At 69.8% G+C, this 24,340-nt stretch carries 21 protein-coding genes; 13 read left to right on the forward strand and 8 right to left on the reverse strand.

Annotation, left to right across the window (positions count from 1 at the left end):
- Positions 1–3: 3 nt before the first annotated feature.
- On the reverse strand, positions 4–558 hold the full coding sequence (locus tag ACQPYZ_RS33155) for a TetR/AcrR family transcriptional regulator (RefSeq protein ID WP_433162984.1): 555 nt from the start codon (positions 556–558) through the stop codon (positions 4–6).
- 118 nt (positions 559–676) lie between these two features.
- On the opposite strand from ACQPYZ_RS33155, the gene ACQPYZ_RS33160 reads away from it, so the two are divergent.
- Positions 677–3,172, forward strand: coding sequence for a bifunctional FO biosynthesis protein CofGH (locus tag ACQPYZ_RS33160; protein WP_433169815.1), 2,496 nt, complete (start codon positions 677–679; stop codon positions 3,170–3,172).
- Between the two features lie 544 nt (positions 3,173–3,716).
- On the opposite strand, the gene ACQPYZ_RS33165 is transcribed toward ACQPYZ_RS33160, so the two are convergent.
- Both ACQPYZ_RS33165 and ACQPYZ_RS33170 read right to left on the reverse strand, forming a co-directional pair.
- The gene (locus ACQPYZ_RS33165; protein ID WP_433162985.1) at positions 3,717–4,343 is read right to left on the reverse strand and encodes a hypothetical protein; all 627 of its coding nucleotides are present in this window, start codon (positions 4,341–4,343) and stop codon (positions 3,717–3,719) included.
- On the reverse strand, positions 4,336–6,258 hold the full coding sequence (locus ACQPYZ_RS33170) for an acyl-CoA dehydrogenase family protein (protein WP_433162986.1): 1,923 nt from the start codon (positions 6,256–6,258) through the stop codon (positions 4,336–4,338). The genes ACQPYZ_RS33165 and ACQPYZ_RS33170 overlap by 8 nt, the downstream gene beginning before the upstream one ends.
- Before the next feature lie 100 nt (positions 6,259–6,358).
- Here ACQPYZ_RS33170 and ACQPYZ_RS33175 point away from each other — a divergent pair, with 100 nt between their 5' ends.
- The 4 genes from ACQPYZ_RS33175 to ACQPYZ_RS33190 all read left to right on the forward strand — a co-directional run bounded on the left by ACQPYZ_RS33175 (position 6,359) and on the right by ACQPYZ_RS33190 (position 9,412).
- Positions 6,359–6,754, forward strand: coding sequence for a TOBE domain-containing protein (locus ACQPYZ_RS33175; protein ID WP_433162987.1), 396 nt, complete (start codon positions 6,359–6,361; stop codon positions 6,752–6,754).
- Complete coding sequence (modA, locus tag ACQPYZ_RS33180) at positions 6,754–7,524, forward strand: molybdate ABC transporter substrate-binding protein (protein ID WP_433162988.1); 771 nt, start codon at positions 6,754–6,756, stop codon at positions 7,522–7,524. The genes ACQPYZ_RS33175 and modA overlap by 1 nt, the downstream gene beginning before the upstream one ends.
- 68 nt (positions 7,525–7,592) lie before the next feature.
- Positions 7,593–8,354, forward strand: coding sequence for a molybdate ABC transporter permease subunit (gene modB, locus ACQPYZ_RS33185; RefSeq protein ID WP_433169817.1), 762 nt, complete (start codon positions 7,593–7,595; stop codon positions 8,352–8,354).
- Positions 8,351–9,412, forward strand: a complete 1,062-nt coding sequence (locus ACQPYZ_RS33190; RefSeq protein ID WP_433162990.1) for an ABC transporter ATP-binding protein — start codon at positions 8,351–8,353, stop codon at positions 9,410–9,412. Before modB ends, ACQPYZ_RS33190 begins: the two co-directional genes overlap by 4 nt.
- Positions 9,413–9,584: 172 nt before the next feature.
- Here ACQPYZ_RS33190 and ACQPYZ_RS33195 read toward each other — a convergent pair whose 3' ends face one another.
- Positions 9,585–10,253 (reverse strand): hypothetical protein, encoded by a 669-nt coding sequence (locus ACQPYZ_RS33195; RefSeq protein WP_433162991.1) that lies wholly within the window; start codon positions 10,251–10,253, stop codon positions 9,585–9,587.
- Positions 10,254–11,259: 1,006 nt separating this feature from the next.
- Between ACQPYZ_RS33195 and lanKC the strand changes: the two genes are divergently transcribed.
- The 5 genes from lanKC to ACQPYZ_RS33220 all read left to right on the forward strand — a co-directional run bounded on the left by lanKC (position 11,260) and on the right by ACQPYZ_RS33220 (position 19,366).
- A complete protein-coding gene (gene lanKC, locus ACQPYZ_RS33200; RefSeq protein ID WP_433162992.1) occupies positions 11,260–13,842 on the forward strand; it encodes a class III lanthionine synthetase LanKC in 2,583 nt (860 codons plus the stop codon).
- Between the two features lie 5 nt (positions 13,843–13,847).
- Positions 13,848–13,982, forward strand: a complete 135-nt coding sequence (locus tag ACQPYZ_RS33205) for a SapB/AmfS family lanthipeptide (protein ID WP_132210032.1) — start codon at positions 13,848–13,850, stop codon at positions 13,980–13,982.
- A gap of 100 nt (positions 13,983–14,082) precedes the next feature.
- The gene (locus ACQPYZ_RS33210; protein ID WP_433162993.1) at positions 14,083–16,002 is read left to right on the forward strand and encodes a prolyl oligopeptidase family serine peptidase; all 1,920 of its coding nucleotides are present in this window, start codon (positions 14,083–14,085) and stop codon (positions 16,000–16,002) included.
- A complete protein-coding gene (locus ACQPYZ_RS33215) occupies positions 15,999–17,651 on the forward strand; it encodes an ABC transporter ATP-binding protein (protein ID WP_433162995.1) in 1,653 nt (550 codons plus the stop codon). The genes ACQPYZ_RS33210 and ACQPYZ_RS33215 overlap by 4 nt, the downstream gene beginning before the upstream one ends.
- Positions 17,648–19,366, forward strand: a complete 1,719-nt coding sequence (locus ACQPYZ_RS33220) for an ABC transporter ATP-binding protein (RefSeq protein ID WP_433162997.1) — start codon at positions 17,648–17,650, stop codon at positions 19,364–19,366. Before ACQPYZ_RS33215 ends, ACQPYZ_RS33220 begins: the two co-directional genes overlap by 4 nt.
- Here the strand turns inward: ACQPYZ_RS33220 and ACQPYZ_RS33225 are convergent.
- A complete protein-coding gene (locus tag ACQPYZ_RS33225) occupies positions 19,345–19,944 on the reverse strand; it encodes a response regulator transcription factor (protein WP_433162999.1) in 600 nt (199 codons plus the stop codon). The two genes, ACQPYZ_RS33220 and ACQPYZ_RS33225, sit on opposite strands and share 22 nt — an antisense overlap.
- Positions 19,945–20,432: 488 nt before the next feature.
- Here ACQPYZ_RS33225 and ACQPYZ_RS33230 point away from each other — a divergent pair, with 488 nt between their 5' ends.
- Entirely contained in the window at positions 20,433–21,038 is a 606-nt protein-coding gene (locus ACQPYZ_RS33230; RefSeq protein ID WP_433163001.1) for a transglycosylase family protein, read from the forward strand.
- Between the two features lie 94 nt (positions 21,039–21,132).
- Here the strand turns inward: ACQPYZ_RS33230 and ACQPYZ_RS33235 are convergent, their stop codons facing one another.
- Genes ACQPYZ_RS33235 through ACQPYZ_RS33245 form a run of 3 tightly spaced genes read right to left on the reverse strand, consistent with a single transcriptional unit; the run spans position 21,133 to position 23,036 of the window.
- Positions 21,133–21,786, reverse strand: a complete 654-nt coding sequence (locus tag ACQPYZ_RS33235; RefSeq protein WP_433163003.1) for a class I SAM-dependent methyltransferase — start codon at positions 21,784–21,786, stop codon at positions 21,133–21,135.
- 4 nt (positions 21,787–21,790) lie between these two features.
- The gene (locus ACQPYZ_RS33240) at positions 21,791–22,432 is read right to left on the reverse strand and encodes a Pr6Pr family membrane protein (protein ID WP_433163004.1); all 642 of its coding nucleotides are present in this window, start codon (positions 22,430–22,432) and stop codon (positions 21,791–21,793) included.
- Positions 22,433–22,472: 40 nt separating this feature from the next.
- The gene (locus ACQPYZ_RS33245) at positions 22,473–23,036 is read right to left on the reverse strand and encodes a 2TM domain-containing protein (protein WP_433163006.1); all 564 of its coding nucleotides are present in this window, start codon (positions 23,034–23,036) and stop codon (positions 22,473–22,475) included.
- 77 nt (positions 23,037–23,113) lie between these two features.
- Between ACQPYZ_RS33245 and ACQPYZ_RS33250 the strand changes: the two genes are divergently transcribed.
- Positions 23,114–23,725 (forward strand): TetR/AcrR family transcriptional regulator, encoded by a 612-nt coding sequence (locus ACQPYZ_RS33250; protein WP_433163008.1) that lies wholly within the window; start codon positions 23,114–23,116, stop codon positions 23,723–23,725.
- A gap of 92 nt (positions 23,726–23,817) precedes the next feature.
- Positions 23,818–24,330, forward strand: a complete 513-nt coding sequence (locus tag ACQPYZ_RS33255; protein WP_433163010.1) for an AAA family ATPase — start codon at positions 23,818–23,820, stop codon at positions 24,328–24,330.
- Positions 24,331–24,340 lie beyond the last annotated feature (10 nt).

The following is a 24,340-nucleotide window of genomic DNA, read 5'->3' on the forward strand; positions in this document are numbered from 1 at the left end:
GCGCTATCGCAGGACGTCCAGGAGGGCGGCGAAGTCGGCGCGGTCGACCTGACGGGCGCCGATCAGGGCTTGCATGAGCAGGCCGTCGAGCGCTGCCACCAGGAGGCGCGCCTTGTGCGGGTCGGCGGTGAACGCGCGGGCGATCTCGGTGAGCGGCACCAGCCACGCTCTGGCCGTCTCGCGGAGGTCCGGGCGGCGGGCGGCGTACAGGTAGAGCTCGTAGAGGGCGAGCGTCCGGCCGCGCCGGCGCACCAGGCTGTGCTCGATCAGTCGCGCCAACTCGTCCGCCGGTCGCGCCCCGAGCTCACTCCCCCGAGCGTCGAGCTCGGCCGCCAGATCCTCCGCGGCCCAGGTCAGCGCCGCGACCAGGAGATCGTCCAGGGTCGGGTAGTGGTACGTGATCGACGCGACCGACACGTCCGCCGCCGCGGCCACCGCGCGATGGCTCACACCTGCGACTCCGTCGCGTTCGATCACCGCGAGCGTTGCCCGCAGCAACTCGCTCCGCCGCTGCTCACCGCGCATCCGGCGCCCGTCGACCACCCGCCTGACCTGCACGAACAGCAAACTACCAGGACAGATGTACGGATTGTTTTTCGTCCCCGGAATCGGGAGAACGCCCGGTTCCCGGCGCCTAGGCTCGGACTTCGTGGCCACCAACGACATCAGTACGGCGATGCGTCGCGCCCTCAAGCGGGCCGACGACGGCAAGACCCTCGACCCGGCCGAGGCGGAGGTGCTGCTCACCGCCACCGGTGACGCGCTGACCGCCTTGACGGCGACCGCGGCGCGCGTGCGCGACCAGGGTCTGCAGGACGCCGACCGGGGCGGAATCGTCACGTACTCGAAGAAGGTCTTCATCCCGCTGAGCCGGCTGTGCCGCGACCGGTGCCACTACTGCACGTTCGCGACCACGCCGGGCCGGGTGCACGCGCCGTACCTGTCGCCGGACGAAGTGCTCGAGATCGCCCGGCAGGGCGCGGCGCTCGGCTGCAAGGAGGCGCTGTTCACTCTTGGCGACGCGCCTGAGAAGCGCTGGGACGCGGCTCGCACTTGGCTGGAGGAGGCCGGGTACGACAGCACGCTCGACTACGTCCGGGCGATGGCGATTCGGGTGCTCGAGGAGACCGGGCTGCTGCCGCATCTGAATCCGGGTGTGCTGACCTGGCAGGACCTGCAGCGGCTGAAGCCGGTCGCGCCGAGCATGGGCATGATGCTGGAGACCACGTCGCGCCGGCTGTTCGAGGAGAAGGGCCAGCCGCACTTCGGGTCTCCGGACAAGGACCCGGCGGTGCGACTGCGGGTGCTCGAGGACGCGGGGCGGTCGAACGTGCCGTTCACCACCGGTCTGCTGATCGGCATCGGCGAGACGCTCGCGGAGCGGGCCGACTCGATCTTCGCGCTGCGCAAGGTCGCCCGGCAGTACAACGGGATCCAGGAAGTCATCATCCAGGGGTTCCGGGTGAAGCCCGACACCGCGATGCGGAACGACGACGACGTACCGCTGGACGAGTGGCTGGCCGCGATCGCGGTCACCCGGATCGTGCTCGGGCCGCGGATGCGCGTGCAGGCCCCGCCCAACCTGGTCGACCTGGCCGAGTGCCGGGCGCTGCTCGACGCCGGGGTGGACGACTTCGGCGGGGTCTCGCCGCTGACTCCGGACCACGTGAACCCGGAGCGGCCGTGGCCGATGATCGACGACCTGGCCAAGGTGACGGCGGATGCCGGGTTCGTGCTGCGCGAGCGGTTGACGACGCATCCGGAGTATCTGCGCGAGCCGTGGCTGGATCCGCGGCTGATCGCTCACGTCGAGGCGCTCGTCGATCCGGAGAGCGGGCTGGCGAACGAGGAGGCTCGGCCGACCGGGCTGCCGTGGCAGGAGCCGGATGGTGGGTGGGGCAGCGCCGGGCGGACCGATCTGCATACCGCGATCGACACGGAGGGGCGCCGTACCGAGACCCGGTCGGACTTCGACGCGGCGTACGGCGACTGGGACGTCCTGCGCGAGGACGTGGCCGCCCGGCGAGCTACTGACGCCGCACCGGAGCGGCTCGAGGCCGAGGTGAAGGCCGCGCTGGCCGCGGCGGAACGCGACCCGGCGGGACTATCGGACGCGCAGGCGCTGACGTTGATGACGGCCACCGGGCCGGCGCTGGACGCGCTGGCCGGGCTGGCCGACGAGTTGCGCAAGGCAACGGTCGGGGACGATGTCACGTACGTCGTCAACCGGAACATCAACTTCACCAACGTCTGCTACACCGGCTGCCGGTTCTGCGCGTTCGCCCAGCGGCGGACCGACGCGGACGCGTACTCGCTGTCGATGGACGAGGTCGGGCAGCGTGCCGAGGAGGCCTGGGTGATCGGCGCCACCGAGGTCTGCATGCAGGGCGGCATCCACCCCGACCTGCCGGGGACGGCGTACGCCGACCTCGTCCGCGCGGTCAAGGACCGGGTCCCGGAGATGCACGTGCACGCGTACTCGCCGATGGAGATCGTCAACGGCTCGGTCCGCACCGGGCTGTCGATCGAGGACTTCCTGCTCTCGGTCAAGGAGGCCGGCCTGGACAGCATCCCGGGGACCGCGGCCGAGATCCTCGACGACGACGTCCGCTGGATCCTCACCAAGGGGAAGTTGCCGACGGCAACGTGGATCGAGGTGATCAGCACCGCGCACCGGGTCGGGCTGCCGTCGAGCTCGACGATGATGTACGGCCACGTGGACGCGCCGCACCACTGGGTCCAGCACCTGCGCACGATCGCCGCCGTCCAGGACCGGACCGGCGGGTTCACCGAGTTCGTGCTGCTGCCGTTCATCCACCAGAACTCGCCGATCTACCTGGCCGGGGTCGCCCGCCCCGGTCCGACGTACGACGAGAACCGCGCGGTGCACGCGATGGCGCGGATCATGCTGCACGGGCGGATCGACAACATTCAGTGCTCGTGGGTGAAACTCGGGGTCGACGGGTGCGTCGCCGTCCTCAACGGCGGCGTCAACGACATCGGCGGCACGCTGATGGAGGAGACGATCAGCCGCATGGCCGGCTCCAAGCACGGCTCGCGCAAGTCGATCGCCGAGCTCACCGCGATGGCCACCGCGGCCGGCCGCCCGGCCCGTCAGCGCACCACGACGTACGGCGAGGTGCCGTCGCGCTCGTCGCTCGAGCTCGCCTGAACCAGCCCGTGGCCCGGCACGGTCGGGGGCGGGAGTTCCTGGTTGGTGTCCGGCCCCCAGTTGCGCCGGACACCAACCCAGGAACGGGAAACGCCGGCCGCGCCTGATGTCGGTCGCCACCTCACTGGCGACCGGCACCGGTATCGCGCGGCCGGCGTCCTGCTGTTGCCCCGAGAGGGCAGTCGGCCCGAAGGAGGGTGGGCCCGGCGCCTCATTCCGTGACCGGCAGGGGAGGAACAGTCCGGTCGCGGACGGGAGTACGCCGGGATCACCTGGAGCCTGTGTCGGCGACCCGTCCGTCGCCGACAGCAGAACGTTGTCACGCGGCCACAGTCGCGGACCATCCCCCGGATCAAACATTTGCATTGCCTTTGAACAAGGCAACACTGTGTATACAGAACTTCACTTTCCGTGCATTAGTTGCCTTCCACAACAACAAGACCGGGGCTGCGACAGCAATCCGGCATAGACCTCTCCTCCTGGTCTTCCGGACGCAAACGCGGCCTGCCTCCAGAGGTCCGGAGGCAGGCCGCTGTCGAGTGGTCTAGTAGGGGTAGGTGTCGTCGCGGCGGGTCGGGTCGAGGTCCCAGAGTGAGAACTCGACGATCTTCTGGGACTCCTCGCCGCCCGCCGAGGCGAGGCCGACGTGGTCGTAGTCCTTGGAGCCGAGGCCGTCGAGGTAGGTCAACAGCTCGAACGCGGACTGGGCGTCCTCGATGTCGTCGATCACCTCGTCGTTCTGCGCCTCGTCCGCGCGGCTGCGGACGTACCGCACGAACGCTTCCGGGTCGGTGACGACGAAGTCGAACCGCGCCTGGTAGCTGAGCCGGACGCCGTCCTCCGGCACCAGCGGCTCCTCCAGCTCCTCGAGGTCGTCGATGCTGCCGCCCTCGACGATCTCCCGGTAGTCCTCCGGGTCGTCGAAGTCGTCCGGCCCGAGCGGCAGGTCGTCGAGGTCGTCGGGGTCGTAGGAGTCGATCCCCAGGAAGATGTCGCCCCAGCCTCGTTCGTGCACGGCGTCCGCGAGCGCCCGGGCCTGGACCCGGACGGTCTCGATCGCGCCGGTGGCCCGCAGGTCGTGCAGGTCCAGAGCGTCAGCCTGCTCCAGCAGCACCCGGGCGAGTTCACGGGCGGCCTCGGCGGCCGACGCGGGTTCGATCGGCTCACTCATGCTGTGACGGTACAACCATGGGTACGTCGACCGCCGCGCCCGGTACGCCGAACGCGTCGACGAGCTCCACCGCGGCCGGCCGGACCGCGGCACACAGCTCGTTCACGAGCGCGGTGATCGCCTTCGACCGGCCCGGCGAGAGCCGCCCGTGCTCCAGGTACCAGGCCCGCTCCGCCTCGATCGTCGCCAGCGCGTGCAGGTCGTAGACGTCCTTCAACTGCTCACGCAACTCGTCGGGCGCCTTCTGTACGGCGACCTGGAACGCCTCGAGGACGACCCGGTCCACGTGCGCCCGGCCGGCCGCGATGACGTGGTCCTGGCACCGGTTGAAGACCTCGAACGGCTCGTCGCCCGCATCGATGCCGGCCTTCAGTCGCCGCGCCACCCCGGACAGCATGTGCTCCTCGCGGAACCGCAGCAGCCCCGAGTGGTACGCGTCGTCCCGCAACCCGGCGTCCGGGTCGGCCGAGTCGTTCCGGTTCGGTACGGCGTCCCGCAGCCGCTCGATCAACGGTCGCAGGGCCGCCTTCTCGACCGCGATCTCGACCGCCTGCGCCGCGACGAAGCGGGCCGTCCCGAGCGGGTCGAGCTTCCCGAAGGACTCCCGGTAGTCCGTCAGCAGGCCCTTCGCGACCAACTGCAGCAAGACGGTGTTGTCGCCCTCGAAGGTGGTGAACACGTCGGTGTCCGCCTTCAGCGTCGCCAGCCGGTTCTCCGCGAGGTACCCGGCGCCGCCGCACGCCTCACGACACGTCTGGATCGTCTCGGTCGCGTGCCACGTCCCGATCGCCTTGGTCCCGGCCGCCTGCGCCTCCAGCGCCCGCCGGTCGTGCTCGTTGCTGCTGTCACCGAAGATCCGGACGAACTCGTCCACCAGCTCCGCCTGGGCGAAGTGCAGCGCGTACGTCCGGGCGAGCAACGGCAGCAGCCGCCGTTGATGCATCCGGTAGTCCAGCAGGAGGGCCTCCTCGGCGCTGCCCGGAGCACCGAACTGCCGACGCTGGGCGCCGTACCGGATCGCGATCGTGAGCGCGACCTTGCTCGCGTTGATCGCGGCTCCGCCGACCGAGACCCGGCCCTGCACGAGCGTTCCTAGCATGGTGAAGAACCGGCGGTCCGGGTTCTCGATCTCGCTCAGGTAGTTGCCATCAGCATCGACCTGGGCGTAGCGGTCCAGCAGGGCGTCCCGCGGCACCCGGACCTGGTCGAACACGATCCGGCCGTTGTCCACCCCGTTCAGCCCGAGCTTCGGGCCGCAGTCGGACAGCGTGACGCCTGGCATCGGCGTACCGTCCTCGGCACGGATCGGGACCAGCAGACAGTGCACGCCGTGGCTCTCGCCACCGACCACGAGCTGCGCGAACACCGCCGCCATCCGCCCATGCCGCGCCGCGTTGCCGATGTAGTCCTTCCGCGCTGCCGGGGTCGGCGTGTGCACGACGAACTCCCCGGTCGAGGCGTCGTACGTCGCCGTCGTGCCGAGGGCCTGGACGTTCGAGCCGTGGCCGGTCTCGGTCATCGCGAAGCAGCCCAGCAGCCGGCCGCCGATCGCGTCGGCGAGGTACTTCTCGTGGTGCCGCTCGGTCCCCAGGTGCAGGATCGCGCCGGCGAACAGCCCGAACTGCACCCCGGCCTTCACCATCAGCGAGAGGTCACCGAAGGCGAGCGTCTCGAACCCGGCGATGAACCCGCCGAGATCACCCTCGCCGCCGTACTCCTTCGGGAACCCGCGCCCAGGATGCCCGTCCGCGGTGATCCGCTGGAGCAGCTCGAGGACCTTGTCGCGGTACTCGTCCCGCGGCAGCCTGACGGCCAGCTCGAACAGCTCCGCGTCCGCGCCCAGCCCGGCGCGCACGACGTCCCGCGCCGCCTTGTACGGCCCGTCCAGATAGTCCCGCATCCCCGATGTGCTCATGCCCTTAACCTATGCGTCCCGGCGGGCACTTTCTGTGATCAATTCGTCGGTGTGGACAAACCGCAGCAGGCTCCGCATCTGCGGCGGTAGAGTGGGGATCATGCCGAATTTGCGGATCAGTGAGGCGGCCGCGTTGCTCGGGGTCAGTGACGACACCGTGCGGCGGTGGGTCGAGCAGGGGCGGTTGCCGGCGGTTCAGGGCGGCGGGCGGATGGCGGTCGACGGGCGGGAGCTCGCCGCGTTCGCGCAGAAGCTGGCGGAGTCGCCCGAGCCCGGGACCACCACGGCGGCCTCGGCGCGCAACCGGATGCGCGGGATCGTCACCCGGGTCGTGAAGGACGGCGTGATGGCTCAGGTCGAGCTGCAGGCCGGCCCGTTCCGGGTCGTGTCGCTGATGAGTCGCGAGGCGGCCGACGAGCTCGGCCTGGAGCCGGGTGTGGTCGCCGTCGCCTCGATCAAGTCCACCCATGTCGTCGTCGAGATCCCGGAGGCCTGATGTTCCGCCGTACTGCGCTCGCCACGCTGGCCGCCGTCGCCGTGTTCACCCTCGCCGGCTGCGGTGAGGACAGCCCGGCCGCATCGACCGGCGGTACGACGAACCTGTCCGGCACCGTGACCGTGTTCGCGGCCGCGTCGCTCACCGGGTCCTTTACGCAGCTCGGGAAGGACTTCGAGAAGGCGCATCCCGGCGTCAAGGTGACCTTCAACTTCGCCGGCAGCTCGGCGCTCGCCCAGCAGATCAACCAGGGTGCGCCGGCCGACGTGTTCGCCTCGGCGGCGCCGAAGAACATGGAGCAGGTCACCGACAAGAACACCGCGACGACGTTCGTGAAGAACACGCTGCAGATCGCCGTACCCAAGGGCAACCCGGCCGGGATCACCGGGCTGAAGGACTTCGCGGACAAGGACCGCAAGATCGCGCTGTGTGCCGCGCAGGTGCCGTGCGGAGCCGCGGCCGAGAAGGCGTTCCAGGCGGCCGGGATCACGCCGGAGCCGGACAGCCTGGAGCAGGACGTCAAGGCCGCGCTGACGAAGGTCGGTCTCGGTGAGGTCGACGCGGCGCTCGTCTACCAGACCGACGTACTCTCGGCCAAGGACAAGGTGGAGGGCATCGAGTTCCCTGAGGCGGACAAGGCGGTCAACGAGTATCCGATCGCCACCCTGACCAAGGCCCCGAATCCCGACGGCGCCAAGGCGTTCGTCGACTACGTGCTCTCGGAGCAGGGCAAGGCCGTCCTCACCGCTGCCGGATTCGACAGCCCATGAGGCGGTGAACGCTGGGAGCACGAGTGAGTCGTAGGCGCAGAGGCACGGGTGGACGGTTGCCACTCGTGTTGCTGGTGCCTGCCCTGCTCGGTCTGGCGTTTCTGCTCGTCCCACTGATTGGTCTGCTCGTCAGAGCGCCGTGGTCGACGCTGCCGAGCCGGTTGTTCAGTGCGGAGGTGTGGACGGCCCTGCGGCTGTCGCTGGTGTGTGCGACGGCTGCCACCGCGTTGTGCATACTCTTGGGCATCCCGCTGGCGTGGCTGCTCGCGCGCGGTGCTCTGCCCGGTCGTGGGCTCATCCGCGCGCTGGTGACGGTCCCACTGGTTCTGCCTCCGGTGGTGGGCGGAGTCGCGCTGCTGCTGGTGCTGGGACGGCGTGGACTGATCGGTGAGCGGCTGGACCTCTGGTTCGGGTTCTCGTTGCCGTTCACAACCGCCGGCGTGATCGTGGCCGAGGCCTTCGTCGCGATGCCGTTCCTGGTGATCTCGGTCGAGGGTGCACTGCGCGCTGCCGACCCGCGCTACGAGGAGGCGGCCGCGACCCTCGGTGCGGGACGGTGGCTGACGTTCCGCCGGGTCACGCTGCCTTCGATCGCACCGGGCGTGGCTGCGGGCGCCGTACTCTGCTGGGCCCGGGCACTGGGAGAGTTCGGCGCCACGATCACCTTTGCGGGCAACCTGCCGGGTACGACCACCACCATGCCGCTCGCGGTGTACCTGGCGTTGGAGACCGATCCGGACGTGGCCGTCGTACTGAGTCTGGTGCTGCTGCTCGTGTCGGTCGTCGTGCTGGCGTCGCTGCGTGAGCGTTGGATCAGTGGTCTGCGATGACTTTGTACGCCGACGTGCAGGTGACCCGTGGAGCCTTTGACCTCGAGCTGGATGTCACGGTCCAGCCCGGCGAGGTCGTCGCGTTGCTAGGGCCTAACGGGGCCGGCAAGACCACCGCGTTGCGAGTGATCGCGGGGCTGCTGCCCGTGGGCGCCGGACGCGTCGCACTGAACGACCAGGTGTGGGACGAGCCTCCGCGCGTCTTCCGTACGCCGGAGAAGCGGCCGATCGGAGTGGTCTTCCAGGACTACCTGCTCTTCAACCACCTGAGCTGCCTGGAGAACGTCGCGTTCGGCCTCAGGGCACGTGGGGTCGACAAGCAGGTCGCGCGTGCTGAGGCTTTGCGGTGGCTGGAGGCCGTCGGACTCGCGTCGTACACACGCGCTCGGCCGCGCACACTCTCCGGCGGACAGGCGCAGCGGGTGGCGCTCGTACGGGCGTTGGCGACCAGTCCGGAGGTGCTGCTGCTGGACGAGCCCCTGGCAGCTCTGGACGCGAGTACGACGCTCCACGTGCGGGCAGAGCTCGGCCAGCACCTCCAACGCTTCCCCGGCCGGACTGTCCTGGTCACCCACGACCCGTTGGACGCCATGGTGCTCGCCGACCGACTGGTCATCGTCGAGGAGGGACGTGTGGTCCAGGAAGGCCGGCCCACCGACATCGCCCGCCGGCCGCGCACCGACTACGTCGCCCAACTGGTCGGCCTCAACCTCTACCGCGGCACCGCGTCCGGCACCTCGGTCGCCCTCACCGACGGCGGCACGATCACCCTCGCCGAGCCCGCGACCGGACCGGTCCACGTCGCGTTCCCACCCACCGCCGTCAGCCTGTACGTCGACCCGCCGTCCGGCAGCCCCCGCAACACCTGGCCCGCGGTCGTCACCGGCATAGAACAACATGCCCACACGGTCCGGGTCCGCCTCACCACCTCTCCCGCCGGCCCCCAAACCCTCCTGGCCGACATCACCCCCGCCGCCGTAGCCGACCTCCACCTCACCCCCGGCCAGTCCCTGCACGCCACCCTCAAAGCCACCGAGATCCACACCTACCCCAGCTGACTAGTTACCCCACGCGTGCTGCGTGGCCACTCCTTCGTCGCGTCCACTACGCGCGCTCCCGCCCGCCCTGGGTTTCTTCTTGCGGGCTACCGCCCGCGTGCCGGGCTGCCGCCCGGGTCTCACTGTGGCGACCGTCGGCGTACGGGCCGAGGCACCCTGCAGAAGCACGCGTTCACCTTCGGCTCAGCGAGGATCGCCCAAGCGCCAAGAGCCCGCGCGCGATCCCATGCCGGTCCGTCCCCGGACGAATGTAGCCACCCGGACCAGTTTGTCGCTCTATCGCAGCAATGATGCGACTTCGCGAATCCTGTGAGAAGGTCGACCACGCGTCCAGAGCAACGAGCAGAGCGTGCCACTGCTCGAAGGCTGAGCGCGAGTGGGCAATACAGTTGACGATCACGTCTACGTTGACGAGCGAATGAGCGCCTTGCATCATTCCGAGAGCAGCGACTCTCTCGCCGTCCGTCCCATTCTTGAACAACCGAGCTACCTCGTCGGCACTATGATCGCCGGCGCGACCCTTTTCACGTGCGTCAGACACGACTTGCTCCAGCAACGTCGTGCGTCGTGGCCCACTTTCCCGGTCCTGGCGGGTTCGCTCGTACGTTTCCGCCAGTGGCCCGATCTGGCGGCGTAGACCATCGACTTGATCCTGCACGTCTCGGATCGAGCGGTTGAGCAGCCGCTCGATCCACAGAACCGGAGCAAGTAGTAGGAACGTCGAGCCCAACTGCAGCAGGAGATCCGACCCGTAGCCCGCGCCCTCAAACAGCCATCCGGCAGCGATCATCGCCGCACCAGCCGACGCGGAGAGTGCCACCAGCAACCGGCGGTCGGCCATCACCGCCTCCGACCGAGGCCTGGCAGCCCTCCGCTGATGGTTCTCACGCTCACGCCTCGCTCGGAGCGGAGGCTCTGGCGATCAGCCTCTAGTGCCTTCCTCCAACTCTCCGCGGTCGTCAACTGGTTGTTGCGACCGTTGGAGGCGTTGCGTGGGAGCCGCACAGGGGCTGAGCTGCGAGAACCTCGGCTCTGTCGTACAGGAACAACGGCACTCGGCCGTTGCGCCGCAACGCGCGCCGGCGTCCGGGCCTGCAAGTCGGCGACACGCAGCCTCGCGGCACGAGCTCGACAGGACTGGCAACACGGGTAGTTGTCCGGCATCCAGTCGTCCTGCCACCACGATTCTGCTAGCGATGCCCCGCAGAGCGCCTCATCGCGCCTTCGAGCAGCCAGCAGGTGAACTACATCTTGCTGGTCGAGAACCCACCACTCATATCGGAAAGCGGTTCTGACCCGCTCGCAGCCACGACAGGCAGGGTAGTTGTCAGGCATCCAGTTTGATTCCCACCAGGGCTCCTGCCAAACGGAACCACACAACGCCGCGAACGGCGACATGGGATCGAGTCGATGCACTAGGTCGTCGTAGTCCAGGACATGCCACTCGTAGTCGAACGCTGCACTCGGCAGCCGCACCCCATTGACACTCACCATTGCTCCCCCAGCCCCCGCCCCCACAGATCGAGCAAGTATGGCAACTGCCCCGTCGTGGCACTAGACAAGAAGTCGATCTCGTTGGTCCGGCAGTTCGTCCTGCTCATCGCGATGAACCCCATACACGACCCATAGCGGGAGAAGTTACGGGTTGTGATGGCACTGTCGCGGATTGACATGGTGTAACGGTCGGAAACGCGCTTGAAGGCTGCAGTGAGGTAACGAAGAGTGTTTAGTTACTCACTCGTAGTGTGTGGATTCTTCACATCAGAGTGATGACATCGTGCACTACGACGACCCTCCTCGAGGCGCCCAAGATGTGCGGGGCACCACGGAAGGGGGGTCGAACAGTTATGCGCGACGACGCGCAGGAGAGCTACGAGTTCTACTGCCTGGCGGATCGGACGTTCTACGAGACGCCGGCCAACCGTGGTGCCCAGCACCCGGACTTCGCGCTGTGCGACCGACCGGTCCCCGAGGGCTGGCAGCACGTGCCCGGGGACACCTGGATGCACTACGCGCCCAGCGACCTGCAACTGCCGCCGCAGGGCTGGAAGATCCACGTGTCCGCGCGGCTCGCCGACGTGGAGCGGACGCTCGAGGCCGTCTGGGAGTACTGCGTCCCCCGCGGGATCGCGTTCAAGTTCCTGCGCAACGAGCCCGTGCTGGTGATGGTCAACTCCAAGTCCGCGCCGCGCGGTTCGAGCGGCAAGCTGGTGACGATCTACCCGGCGGACGAGGCCCAACTGCAGACCACGCTGGCGGAGCTCGACGACCTCCTGCGAGGTGTCGAAGGCCCGTACATCCTCAGCGACCTCCGCTACGCCGAAGGCCCGCTCTTCGTCCGGTACGGCGCCTTCGTCAGCCGGTTCTGCCTGTCGCCGACGGGTGAGCGCGTACTCGCGATCGAGGACGACCAGGGCCGGCTCGTGCCGGACCACCGCGGCCCGACGTTCTCGACGCCGCCGTGGGTGCCGCTACCGGCGTTCCTGCAGCCGCACCTCGACGCCCGCAACGCGGTCACCACCAACGACCTCGCGTACACGATCGACGGCGTCATCCAGTTCTCCAATGGCGGCGGCGTGTACGTCGGCCACCACCACGAGACCGGCGAGCGCGTCGTCCTCAAGGAAGGCCGCCCGTATGCCGGTCTCGACATGGCCGGCCGGGACGCGGTCGCCCGGATCAGCCACGAACGCGACATCCTCGAGCAGCTCGACGGCCTGGACGTCGTACCGCGGATCCATGACTACCTGCAGCTCGGCGACCACCACTTCCTCGTGCAGGAGCACATCGACTCGGTGTCCCTGCAGCGAGAGCTGGTACGCCGCTATCCGCTGACCCACCCGGACGCGACCGACGCCGAGAAGGCGGAGTACGCCGACTGGGCCACCGAGATCACGGCCAAGGTGCGGGACGCGGTCGAGCAACTGCACGGGCGCGGAGTCGTGTTCTGCGACCTGCACCCGGACAACGTCCTGGTGGACGCCGAGGGCCGGCTGAAGCTGATCGACTTCGAGGTGGCCACCAGGGCCGAGGACAAGGCACGGTCGACGCTCGCCCACCCGGGCTACGCGGCGCCGCCGGATCGTCAGGGTGTCGACGTGGACCGGTACGCGCTGGCCTGTGTCGCGCTCGGGGTCTACGCACCCCAGGCGACGATCCTGCTGAATCTCCGGCCCGGCAAGGCGTTCCAGCTCGCCGACATGATCACCGAGACCTTCCCGGTGCCCAGGGCAACGATCGACGAGGCGGTCCGTACGATCGCCGGACCTGAGGCGACCGACGACCTGGCCGACGTCGCGCTCCCCGGCAAGGCCGAGTGGACCGACGTACGCGCGGCGCTCACCAAGGCCATCGTCGCCAGTGCATCGCCGGAACGCACGGACCGCCTCTTCCCGGGCGACATCGCGCAGTTCCGCGACGGGGGCGGGATCGACCTCGCGACCGGCGCAGCCGGCGTGCTGTATGCGCTCGCGAAGACGGGCGCCGGCCGCTTCCCGGAGTACGACGACTGGCTGCGCAAACGGACTCTGGACACGGAGACCGGCCCTGGGCTGTACGACGGCCTGCACGGTGTCGCGCACGTCCTCGACGAGCTCGGCTACCGCCAGGACGCGTTGGACCTGGTCGACCGCACGCTCGCCGACGACTGGAGCTCCCGCGAGCTCGGCCTGCACTCCGGACTCGCCGGCATCGGCCTGAACCTCCTGCACTTCGACACCGAGCCCGCGCTCCGGGCGAAGGCGGTCCGCGTCCTCGACCTGGTCGCCGACCGGCTCGGCGACGTCACCGACGTACCAGAGCTCAGTGGCGGTCAGTATGCGCGGGCCGGGCTGATGTACGGCGCGTCCGGGCCCGCCCTGTTGTTCGTCGAGGCGTTCGAACGGCTCGGTGACACCGGGCTGCTCGACCTGGCCGAGATCGCGCTCCGGCAGGACCTGAAGCGGACCGTGCGCACCGACGACGGCGTGCGCCAGGTCAACCAGGGCTGGCGGACGCTGCCGTACCTCGAAGAGGGCTCGGCCGGCATCGCGCTCGTCCTCGCGCGCTACCTGCGCCACCGGCCCTCCGACGAGCTCGCGAACACCCTGCAGGAGCTCCAGCGGGTCACGCACTGCTCCTACTTCGTCCAGCCCGGCCTGTTGATGGGTCGCGCCGGTCTGCTCCTCACCGCCGCGGCGCTGGGCGAGGAGCGGACGACGGTCGACGACCTGGTCCACGGCCTCGGCTGGCACGCGATGTCCTACGCAGGTGGGCTCGCGTACCCCGGTCATCAACTGCTCCGGCTGTCGATGGACCTGGCGACCGGATCGGCCGGCGTTCTGCTGGCCCTGGGCACCGCGCTGCACGACGCGCCGGTGGCCCTCCCGTTCCTCGGACCTCCCCAGTGGTCCGAGTCTCTGTCCCGACGATCTGCACCTAAGGGGGTGTAAACGACATGGCACTTCTCGACCTTCAGGGTCTGGAGACCCCGGGCTACGGCGGCGGCCACCACCACGGTGGTTCCACGCTCACCGTGCTGGGCTGCGCTTCGCAGCGCCCGAGCAACCTGAGCCTTCTGCTCTGCCACTGATCGGTCCCTGGTCCACCAGGTTCTGAAGGCCCTGGGTGGGCGATGTGCCCACCCAGGGCCGAACCTGCATCCGGCCTCTGAACGGAAGGAGGTCCATCCCGTGCAGTCCTATCCATGCGCCGAGCGGCTCCCGCTCGTGGAGCAGGTGCACGGTCATCCGGTCGCGGACCCGTACCGCTGGCTCGAGGACGCGACGTCCGCCGCCACCCGGCAGTGGCAGGCGAGCCAGGACGAGCTCTGGCTGTACCACGCCGCCACCCTCACCAGCCGGTTCCAGTTCCGCACGCGGGTCAAGACGCTCTCGAACGTCGGCACGGTCTCGACGCCGACCTGGCGCGGCCCGCACTGCTTCACCCTCCGCCGCGACCCCGGTCGGCAGCATCCGGTCCTGTACGTCGACGAGACGCCGCTCGTGGACCCGATGCGACTCGACCCGTCCGGCCTGACCACGCTGGACAGCTGGCAACCATCACCCGACGGCCGACTCCTCGCCTTCCAGATCTCGCGCGGCGGCGACGAGCAGTCCGTCCTGCAGGTCCTCGACGTCACCACCGGCCGGGCCGTCGACGGCCCGATCGACGGCTGCCGCTACTCCCCCGTCGCCTGGCTCCCGGACGGCAAGTCCTTCTACTACGTGCGATTCCGCCAGGTGCGACACCACACGATCGGCTCGAGCGACGACACCACGGTCCTCGCCGACGAGGCGTCGTACGGGCTGGAGCTCAGTCACGACGGCAGGTGGCTGGTCGTCTCGGCGGTCCGCGGTACGGCGAACGACCTCTGGCTGGCCGACCTGCGCACGACCGCGCCACCCACCCCGATCCAGCAGGATGTCGACGCGCTGACGGTGATGTCGGTCGGCCCCGACGGCCGGCTGTACGTCGTCACCACGAAAGACGCGCCGACCGGCCGGATCTGCATCGGCGATCCCGCCGACCCGCTGGTCTGGCACGACTTCATCCGTCCGGACGCCCCGCTGACCGGTCTGACGATCCTGGACGACGCGATCCTGGTCGGCACGAGCGCCGGGATCACCGTCCACGACCGCGCCACCGGCCATCGGATGGGCAAAGTCGAGCTGCCCGGCGCCGGCTCCGTCGGCTCGTTGACCGCCCGTCCCGGCGGCGGAAGCCAAGCCTGGTTCAGCTACACCGACAGCGTCACGCCGTCGGCCGTCTACTGCTACGACCACAGCACCGGCCGGACGACGCTGACCTCGCAAGCGCCCGGCGTGACCGCCGAGGCCGACAGCCACCTGCTCACGTTCGCCACCGCGGACGGCGCCGAGATCCACCTGCGCGTGATCGCGCAGCCCGGCGTCGAAGGCCCCCGCCCGACGATCCTCTACGGGTACGGCGGCTTCGGCCACGAGCTCACGCCGACGTACTCGGCGTTCAGTCTCGCCTGGGTCGAGGCCGGCGGCGTCTTCGTGACGGCCACCGTCCGAGGCGACGGCGCGACCCATCGGCACGGGACCGGAGAGCACAAGCAGAGGGTCTTCGACGACTTCCTCGCCGCCGCCGAGCACCTGATCGCCGAGGGCTGGACGACCTCCGACCAGCTGGCGCTGTGTGGCGAGTCGAACGGTGGTCTGCTGGTTGCCGCCGCACTGACCCAACGCCCCGAGTTGTTCGCGGCCGCGGTCTGCTCGGCCCCGCTGACCGACATGGTCCGGTACGAGCTGTCCGGTCTGGGCGAGCGCTGGGTGCCGGAGTTCGGGTCGGCGAAGGATCCCGCACAGTTCGAGAACCTGTTGTCCTACTCGCCGTATCACCACGTCACGGACGGCGTGAAGTATCCAGCCGTCCTGTTCACCGTGTTCGGCAACGACACCCGCGTGGATCCTCTGCACGCACGGAAGCTGACGGCCGCGCTCCAGCACGCGACCGACGGCCCGCGTCCGGTGCTGTTCAGATTCGACCCCGACGCCGGTCATGCGACTGGCTCGGCCGGCCAGGGGATCAGCCTCGCCGCGGACATGCTCGCCTTCCTCGCCGCGCAGACCGGGCTGGGCACATGATCACGTTCGGCTCGGTCGCCAAGCACGGCCGAGGCTGGCTGCCGCTGATCGGGCTGAACGCCCTGATCGGCAGTAGCGTGACGCTCGCCCTGCCGACCATCCTCGGCCGCTCGGTGGACTCGATCGTCGCGGGCACCGGCTACACCCAATGGCTCATGGTCGCGGCCGGCCTGATCGCCCTCGGCATCGCGGCCAGCCTGGTCGACGCCTTCGCGGGCGCCGCCTGCGTCGCCGAGACCACCGCCTGGCTCCGGCACCGCCTGGTCAACCGGATCGTCCGCAGCGGCCCGGAAGGTACGCGCGACTTCGAGACCGGCGACCTGGTCACCCGCGTCTCCGCCAACGCCACCGACGCCGCGCAGGCCGGCCCGGCCGCCGTGACCGCGGTCGCCGCCGTCGCACCGCCGGCCGGCAGCCTCGTCCTGCTCGCCGTGATCGACCCCTGGCTCGCCGCGGCATTCTTCGGCGGCGTGCTGCTGGTGATCGCGGTCCTGTGGACGTTCGCCCGGCGTACGGCCGATGTCAGCCTCGCGTACCAGGAGACCCAGGGCCGGATCGCCGCCCTCCTGTCGGAGTCCCTCACCGGCATCCGCACGATCGCGGCCGCCGGTACGACGGCCCGCGAGGAGCGCCGCGTCCTCGGACTCCTCCCCGAGCTGCACAAGCACGGGGTGGTCACCTGGCGGATCCTGGCTCGCTCCGGTGCGCAGGCCGCCGTCGTCGGTCCGCTCGTACTGGTCGCCGTACTGGCCGTCGGCGGTCTTCAGGTCGTCTCCGGCCGGATCACCGCCGGAGAGCTGTTCGCCGCCTCGCAGTACGCCGTCCTCGGCGCCGGCCTGGGGAACCTGACCGGAGTGATCGGGGAGATCGCCCGGGCGAAGGCCGGCGTGCGGCGGGCGGCCGAGGTCCTGTCGATCGACCCGGTCGTGCACGGCACGCTGGCGATTCCGGCCGGGCCGGGGCACCTGTCGTTCCAGGGCGTCAGCGTGGTCGCGGGCGGGAATCTCCTGCTGGACAACGTGAATCTCGACCTTCCCGGTGGTGCGACCGTCGCCGTCGTCGGCCCGAGCGGCGCGGGGAAGTCGGTCCTCGCCGCGGTTGCCGCGCGGTTGCGTGATCCGTCGGTCGGCCAGGTGTCGCTGGACGGCGTACCACTGCAGGCGGTCAGCCGGCGGGCGTTGCGCACGGCGGTCGGCTGCGCGTTCGAGCGTCCGCAACTGGTCGGCCGGACCATCGGTGAGGCGATCGAGCCGCACGCCGTCAGCCCGGTGCGGACGCTGGCGGCCGCGCGCGCCACGCATGCGCACGACTTCGTCAGCCGGCTGCCCGACGGGTACTTCACTCCGTTGCGCAAGGCACCGATGTCCGGCGGCGAACGCCAGCGGCTCGGGCTGGCCCGCGCCTGGTCGGCGAACCGGCTGCTGGTGCTGGACGACGCGACCTCGAGCCTGGACACCGCGACCGAGCAGCAGATCAGCCGAACCCTCACCGAGGACCGGCACCACCGCACCCGCCTGATCGTCACCCACCGCTCCGCGACCGCCGCCCGCGCCGACCTGGTCGTCTGGCTCGACCACGGCCAGGTCCGCGCGGTCGCCCCGCACGCCGACCTCTGGGAGAACTCCTCCTACCGCGAGGTCTTCGGTTGAGACGCGAGCTCACGTACGGCGCCCGCGCACTCCGGAACCGGTCGACGCTGAGGCTCGTCGCCTGGTCGGTGCCGGAGATCCTGCCGACCGCGGTGTACGGGATCGCGGTCGCCCAGGCGACGGACAACTTCCTCGCCGGGCGCGCCTGGCCGGGGATCGCCTGGCTCGGCGGCCTGATCGCGGCCGCGGGTCTCGGCTCCGCGGGCGCCAAACAGGTCTACGGCCGGCTCGGCGACCTGGTCGAGCCGCTCCGGGACGACCTGGTACGACGGGTCGTCGCCGGCGCGCTGCGAACGGGCGACGACAGCGCGGTGGCCCGGCTGAACCGGCAGGTCGAGATCGTCCGGGACACTTTCGCCGGGCTCGTCCTGGTGATCCGCAGCTTCGCGGTCACGTTGTTCGGCGTGCTGACCGGGTTGTTGTCCTTGGCACCGGTGGTGGCGGGGTTCGTCGTACCGCCGTTCCTGCTCGGGTTCGCGCTGTCGTTGGCGGTGCTGGGGATGGCCGCGGATCGCGTGCGCGCGTCGTTGACGGCGGACGAGGAGCTGGCCGCGTCCGCGGGGATGGTGTTCGGCGGCGTCCGGGACATCAGCGCGAGCGGGACCGAGGAGTACGCCGAGCAGTTGGTCGGCGAGCCGATCGAGGCCCACGCGACGGCGGAGCGCGCACTCGCGAAGGTCGCCGCGCTGCGCACGCTGTGTTTCGCGGTCGGCGGGTGGTTGCCGCTGCTGATCCTGCTGGCGATCGGACCGTGGCTGGTCGGACGCGGGGTGAGCACCGGGACGCTGCTCGGCGGGTTGACCTACGTTCTGATCGGTCTGCAGCCGGCGCTCAACACGGTGCTGAGCGCGTTGGGCGACAGCGGTCTGCGGTACGTGATCACGCTCGGGCGGATCCTGGACACGTCGGCGCCGGCGGAGCGTCCGCGGCGGGTCCAGGAGGTGAACGGGTATCAGGTGCGGATGCGCGGGCTGACCTTCGCGTACGGGCCCAACGCAGAGCCGGTGCTCGACAACCTCGAGCTCACGGTGGCCGAAGGCGAGCATCTCGCGGTGGTCGGCCCGAGTGGGATCGGGAAGTCGACGTTGGCCGGCCTGGTGTGCGGGATGCTCAAACCGACCCGGGGGCGCCTGCTGCTGGGCGACGTACCACCGGCCGAGCTCACGACCGAGCGGCTGGCGGCGACGCGCGTCCTGATCCCGCAGGAGGCGTACGTCTTCAGCGGCACGCTGCTGGACAACCTGCGCTACCTGTTGCCAGACGCCACGATGAGCGAGGTCGAGTCGGCCGTCACCGCGATCGGTGCGGACGCGCTGATCGAGCGGATCGGCGGGCTGACCGCGGAGGTCAGGCCCGGCGAGTTGTCCGCCGGCGAACGGCAGTTGATCGCGCTGGTCCGGGCGTACCTGTCGCCGGCGCCTCTCGTCGTACTCGACGAGGCCACGTGCTTCCTCGATCCGGAAGCCGAGCGACGCGCCGAGGAGGCCTTCGCCCAGCGCGGCGGGACGTTGATCGTGATCGCGCACCGCATCAGCTCGGCGCTGCGTGCGCGGCGCATCCTGGTCCTCGACGGGAACAAGGCGACGATCGGCACGCATGCCCTGCTGATGCGGACGTCGCGGCAGTACCGCGAGCTGCACGGGCACTGGTCGCCGACGGCAACCAACAGCGCCAGGTCGAGCGCCGGCCGCCGTCAGATCCAGCCGGCGTCCTGAGCCTTCCGGATCGCCTCGATCCGGCTGCGCGCACCGGTCTTGGCGAGGATGCGGGACAGGTAGTTCCGCACGGTGCCCGCGCTCAGGCTGAGCGTTCGCGCGATCTCCTGCGCGGTCGCGCCGGTGGTCACCTGGCGGAGCACCTCACACTCCCGATCCGTCAACGGGTTGTCCCCCGCCTTCAACGCCGCAACTGCGAGCCGTACGTCGACCACAGGCAGACCCTTGGCCACGTCACGGACCGCCTGCACCAACTGATCCGTGGTCGCATCCGTCGCGATCAGCCCGATCCGCGGCGCCTGCTTGACCAGGGACAGGCTGGTCGCGGCGATCGCCTCGTGGTCGATCAGCACCAGCACTCCGCGACCGGCCAGCTTCCGGCACAGCTCCTCGATCCGGATCCGCCCGGGCAGCTGGGCGTCGAGCAGCACGACGTGCGGCCGCCGTCCGGCCACGTGCAGGACGTCGTCCGAGCGGTCCAGCTCGGCCACCACGTCCAGGTCGTTCTCCCTTGCCAGCACCGCGGCCAGTGCACCACGCACCAACGTGCCGCGATGGCCGAGAGCTACTCGGATCACCGCTCGCCCCCATCACATCCGTCGCCTCATCCGCCGGCTCCGCCCCCACGTAACCGAACTCCGGACGGCGGTGCCCGTGCTTCCTCAACGACTCAGCCGCCGAGAGGGCACGCGGCACCGTGGGAAACCGATCGGTCCGCGCTCAGAACCTGTGGAAACCAGGCTGTTTCGAACGTTTGACTTCCCCACTACGTTATCCCTCAAACACGCGGAAACCCTTTGTGGCGTTGGGGTTTCGGTTCGTGAAGCACCAGAAAAAGTTGGGGCAGATCGGCGATCTGGTCTTGCGCTCGGGGCCCTGGTCACCCAGGATGACTCAGGTCGCGTCGTTACCGTGGCGTGACCGTTCGGACGCTGTCCTGTGACCTGCCCGGATGCCCCTCCCCTGCACGGGGGGCCTGGTGAGTTCCACCATGCCCAAGCTCACGAGGAGCGCACTACTGATGTCCAAAGCCCGACATGCGCGCCCCCGGCGAAGTACCCGCCGGGTGGCCCGGACCCTCTCCATTGCCGGCCTCGGGGCCGGTATCACCGCCGCCGGCGCCGGCGCGGCGTTCGCGACCGACTACACGGTCAAGCCCGGCGACACCCTCTCCGAGATCGCCCAGGCCAACGGTGCCGACTGGCGCGAGCTCGCGCGGATCAACAACCTGAAGGACCCCGACCTGATCCTGATCGGGCAGACCCTCACCCTGGACGGCACGGCGAAGGCCACCGCTCCGCGGCGGACGACCGCGAAGAAGACCGAGACCAGGAAGGTCCGCAAGACCGAGCGCAACACCGAGCGCAACACCGGGCGCCGGACCGAGCGGAAGGCGCGCACCAGCCGCTCCGAGGACCGGTCGTCCTCGAGTGTGAACATGAGCGCCGCCTGGCGGAAGGTCGCCGACTGCGAGTCCAGCGGCAACCCGCGGGCGGTCAACCCGGCGGGCTACTACGGCCTGTTCCAGTTCGACCTGCAGACGTGGCGCAGCGTCGGCGGCTCCGGCAACCCGGCGAAGGCGTCGGCGGCCGAGCAGTTGATGCGCGCGAAGAAGCTGTACGCGCAGCGCGGCGCCCAGCCGTGGCCGAACTGCGGCCGCTACCTGCGCTGACGGGTCGCCCTCCTACCGGTGGGGGCGGGCGGTAGACCGTCCTCCCGCCCGCCCGACCGGTCCCTCGACACGTCCTGCGCGCGAACAGCCGACGTCAGTTGTCCCGGGTGATCACGAGCATCTGGTCCGCACCCACCTGGAACTCGTACGGCACCTTGCGGATCTCCCAGGTGACGCCTTCCAGCGCATCCATCAGCTCCGGAAGGTAGGGCACCGGATCACCCGCGCCTTGCATCACCAGCGGGAAGATGCGGACCTCCCGGTTGCTGACCCGGACCAGCTCACGCAGGGACGCCAGGTGCCAGTCCTGGTCGTACTTGTCCGCCCAGGTGAACAACAGGTGCGAGCACAGCACCAGCTCGAACCGCCGGTCCCCGAACGGCAGGTCCGGCAGACCGGCGGCGACGTACCGCTCCGGCGCCGCCGCCACGTCCTGCAGGAACGCGTCGGCGGCCTCGATCCGGTACTGGTCCTTCCGCTCCGGCGTCCCGTACCAGTGCCAGACGAAGCTCCCGGAGTGCTCGTCGATGATCCCGGCGGTCGCCGGCAGGCTCCGCCGGACGGTGTCCACCAGCTCGGCGGGCTCGAGCTCGTACGCCGGATCGGCGGCGATCGCGTCCACCCCACGGGCGGCCGCCTCGGCGGTGAAGCTCGCACCGCCGGCACAGCAGTCGAGGATCGAGTCGGGGAGTTCGGTCAGGTCGAACATCGCTTCGTACTCGGCGTACGAGCGCGAGGTCACCAGCACGGTCTTACCTTTCGACGGTCGTCTTCCGGCGCAACCGGCGGTCGAGGACGGTGGCCCCGGCCGCCAGAGCCAGGAACAGTACCGCGACCAGGAGGCAGTTCAGCAGCACCCGCGGGTACCCGTGCTCGATGACGTTCACGAACGGGTACGGATAGAACCCGACGAACTCGCCGCGGACCAGGGTGAACACCAGCCAGAGCAGCGGGAACGCGATCGACCAGGCGACGACGTGCGGATCGGTCCGGTCGCGCGGCCCGAACAGCAACCACCCCAGGACGCCGGCCACCGGCGCGGCCGTGTGCAGCAGGAAGTTCGTGAACGCTCCCCAGCCGGACAGCTCGTCCAGGCCGGCCAGCGCGAGGTGGTAGACGATCCCGGTCACGGCGATGCAGAGCACGCCGTTCAACCGGAGCGTCCGGAACAGCGTGCCCTGCGGCCGCTCGGGCCGCAGCGCGAGCATGGCGGTGGTCACGCCGAGCAGCAGGTTCGACTGGATGGTGAAATACGCGAACACGTTGAGCACCCGGTCCGGGTTGTCCGGGAAGAACCCGGTGGTCCCGCCGGCCGTCACGAACAACTGCACCGCGATGCCCACCGCCACGATCACCGCGGTCAGCCCCGCCCAGACACGCCCCGTCATCGTCATGACCGCAATGTACGACGGCCGGGACGCGCGCCCGGGGACCTCAGACCGACTGCTTCTCGCGGGTCTGCCCGGCCTCGTCGCCGTCGCCGTCGCCGTCGAAGGAGTAGCTGAAGGACACGATCGCGTCGATCACCAGCACGATCGTCCAGGTCCACGCCGGGCCGAGCGCGGCGTCGTACCCCTCGCCGGAGAGGATGCCGAGGCCGAGCATGATGCCGACGGCCACGACGTACGCGAGCAGGTGCCGGTACCAGCCGGCGCGCTCGCGGCGGGCCCGCTCCGGACCGCCCTTCGGCGGCTTGACCGGTCGGGGCGCGCCGGCCAGGTAGTGCGCGGCCCACTTGTCCGCCCACTTCAGCGTCTGGTGGCCGAAGCCGACGCTGACGCCGATGAAGATCGCGGCCAGCGAGTGCTTGAAGGACGGCTCACCGCCGCGCTGGATGTCGGCGACGCTGGCCACCAGCATGACCACGTCGACCAGCGGTACGCCGGCCAGCAGCACCATCCCCGCCTTCGGCAGCCGGAGCAGGTAGCGCGTCGCCAGGCCGGCGGCGAGCAGGACCCAGAAGCCGATCTCGCACGCGGCGATCACAGCGATCAGCACGATGGTTCACCCTCCCGTTTATTTGGTACGACTGTGTCGTGAAACGACTCTAACACGATTGTGCTAAAAAGGACCACATGCCGAAGATCGTCGACCACGAGGCCCGCCGTGAGGAGATCGCCCAGGCGCTCTGGCGGGTGGTCCGCCGGGACGGGATCGGGGCCGCCTCGGTCCGGAGCATCGCCGCCGAGGCCGGCTGGTCGGCCGGCGCAGTCCGCTACTACTTCCCCGACCAGGCCGGCCTGCTGAGCTTCGCGATGGACCTCGTCTCCCGTCGCGTCGGCGAGCGGATCACCGCACTGAACGCGGCCGGTGCGGCCAAGGGCGGCCCGGCGACCGTCGCGCTGCGTTATCTCGAGGAGGCGCTGCCGCTCGACGCGGAACGGCGGGCGGAGTTCGACGTCTGGATCGCGTTCATGGCGCAGGCCCAGGCCGAGTCGGACGCCGGCAGCCTGCACGAGCACGTCGACAAAGTGCACGACGGGCTGCGACTGCTGTGCGAGTCACTGTTGCATTCCCTGTCCGAGTCCGGCGTACTCCGGGACGACCTCGACCTGCGCCGGGAAATCGAGCGTTTGCATGCGCTGATCGACGGTCTCTCCCTGCACGCGGCCATCCAGCCGGACCGCACCACCCCGGCCCGGGTCCGGCAGCTCCTGCGCGACCACCTCGGCACACTGCTGGCCTGAAACCCCTTGAAAACGGCGGTTTTCTGTCCGAGGAACGACAAGTTTCGCCGGGGCCCGACTAAAACCTTGTCCCGCGTGGCACGATCACTCGCATGGAGTCCGAGGGGGTGATCGTCGTCAGTGGAATCATGGCGGCCGGGAAGGCGACGGTCTCGCAGTTGCTGGCCGAGAGATTCCAGTACGGCGTCCACCTCCGCGGCGACGTCTTCCGCCGGATGATCGTCAGCGGACAGGCCTCGATGGCCGACGACAGCGCCGAGGCCCAGCGCCAGTTGCAGCTGCGCTACCGGCTGGCCTGCCAGGCCGCCGACGGGTACGCCGACGCCGGGTTCACCGTCGTCCTCCAGGACGTCGTGATCGGTGAGCTGCTGCGCGAGTTCCTCGACGGCATCCGCACCAGACCGCGGTACCTGGTCGTCCTCACCCCGCGTCCCGAGGTCATCTCGAGTCGCCTCGGCGGGGCGCACCACCTGGTCGATGAGCTCGACTACGAGCTGCATGCGTTCAGCCCGCGCCGCGGCCTCTGGCTGGACAACTCCGACCTGTCCGCCGGCGAAACCGTCGACGCGATCCTCGGCCGGCTCGACGAGGCACGCTTCGAGTGATGGCCGCGCA

The organism is Kribbella sp. CA-247076 (assembly GCF_050942445.1).
In the GTDB taxonomy this organism is placed as follows: domain Bacteria; phylum Actinomycetota; class Actinomycetes; order Propionibacteriales; family Kribbellaceae; genus Kribbella.